Here is a 1,366-nt window from a genome sequence, read left to right on the forward strand (position 1 = left end):
GTCAGCTGGCTGGCGACGTCGTAGTGCAGGCTGCGGGACCCACCGGTCGCGGTACCCGTGATCAGGTTCAGGTCACCGCGGGAGTTGTACCCGAACGCGGAGTACGACCCCGGATCACCCCGGGAGACCATCCAGGGCGCCGGCAGACTTGCTGCTTAGCAAGTCAAGTTCATGATTGTCGAGACAGCTCGTTCGGGTCGGCGGGCGTGGTGGCGTAGCGCCTGGGCGATGTCGGTGGTGCCGGTCAGGCGCAGGATGGCTTCGCGAGGTTGCTCAGGCTGGCCATGACCGGGGGCGCGTTGCCGGTGTGGGCGAGGTGGCGGTGAACCACCTCAGTCTCAGTCAGACCGGGGCGATTCAGTGGGGCGGAGCTGGCGCAGTAGGCGGGTCTCGTCGAAGTAGATGCGGTTCTCGGTGACCAGGCCGCCGTCCACCCTGTACACCTCGACGATCCGCAGGGTCACGAGGTTGCCGCTCGCCGGGATCGGCTCGCCGCCGGTGGCCGTGAACGGGCCCGTATGCCGGGCCGTCAACGTGGACTCCTCGACGACCAGCGGGCTCTGCTCCGCGAGAAAGTGCGTGTCGACCTCGATGTCGCCGAAGGCGGACAGGAAGGCATCGCTGTGGTTGACCGCCGCCTCGCGGCCGATGAGGCGCACCCCGCCGGGCGCCTCCATCACGACGTTCTCGGCGAGCAGGCCGAGCAGTGTCTCCCGGTCACCGGTCTCGAAGGCGGCGATCACCCGCCTGACCGTGTCCAGCGCGTCACTCATGCCTCCCATCCAAGCCCACGAGCGCCCGCCAGATTCACGATGGTGAGAATCGCGGGCCTTGCTCAGCGCACTCGGACAGGGGGCATGGCAGCCTCGTCCCGCCGGGTCTGGTTCCTGGTGCTGCTGGCCGGGGTCGCCGTCGATCCTCACGTGGCCGCTGGCGAGGGCGACACATCGGGAGGTGCCGCGGAGGTGGTGGCCTGGGTGCGAAGGCGGCGGGGGTGATGCTGCGGATCCGTAGGCGAATGTGGGTGGGGCAGTGCTGGTCGGCGGGAGTGGCTTTCAGCGTGAGGAGGAGGGCGTCGTCGGGCAGGTTCGCGTTGGCGAGGTTCGTGCCGGGGATTCGGGCGAGGAGCGTCGGCACGCCGGCCTCATGATCGTCCTCAAGGTGCAGCCTGGTTGAGGCGACGGGTGTGCCGGTGGTCGTGGTGGTGGTGGCCTCGACGGTGACGGTGGTGGTGCGCCAGGGTCGGCGGGCGTGGTGGCGTAGCGCCTGGGCGATGTCGGTGGTGCCGGTCAGGCGCAGGATGGCTTCGCGAGGTTGCTCAGGCTGGCCATGACCGGGGGCGCGTTGCCGGTGTGGGCGAGGTGGC

1 protein-coding gene and 1 pseudogene are annotated in these 1,366 nt (G+C 69.5%); both read right to left on the minus strand.

The genetic code is table 11. The features are described from left to right. Window positions 1-338: 338 nt before the first annotated feature. Entirely contained in the window at window positions 339-773 is a 435-nt protein-coding gene (locus AB1460_RS37505) for an ester cyclase (RefSeq protein ID WP_368967315.1), read from the minus strand. A gap of 34 nt (window positions 774-807) precedes the next feature. Continuing rightward, window positions 808-1,366 (minus strand): annotated as a pseudogene (locus tag AB1460_RS37510) (hypothetical protein); the annotation flags it as partial.

This window comes from Parafrankia sp. FMc2, from assembly GCF_041008525.1.
Classification (GTDB): Bacteria; Actinomycetota; Actinomycetes; order Frankiales; family Frankiaceae; genus Parafrankia.

Bases quoted from the DNA above. Each gene is read 5' to 3' on its own strand.
- AB1460_RS37505 (WP_368967315.1), bottom strand. From the start codon at position 773: ATGAGTGACGCGCTGGACACGGTCAGGCGGGTGATCGCCGCCTTCGAG.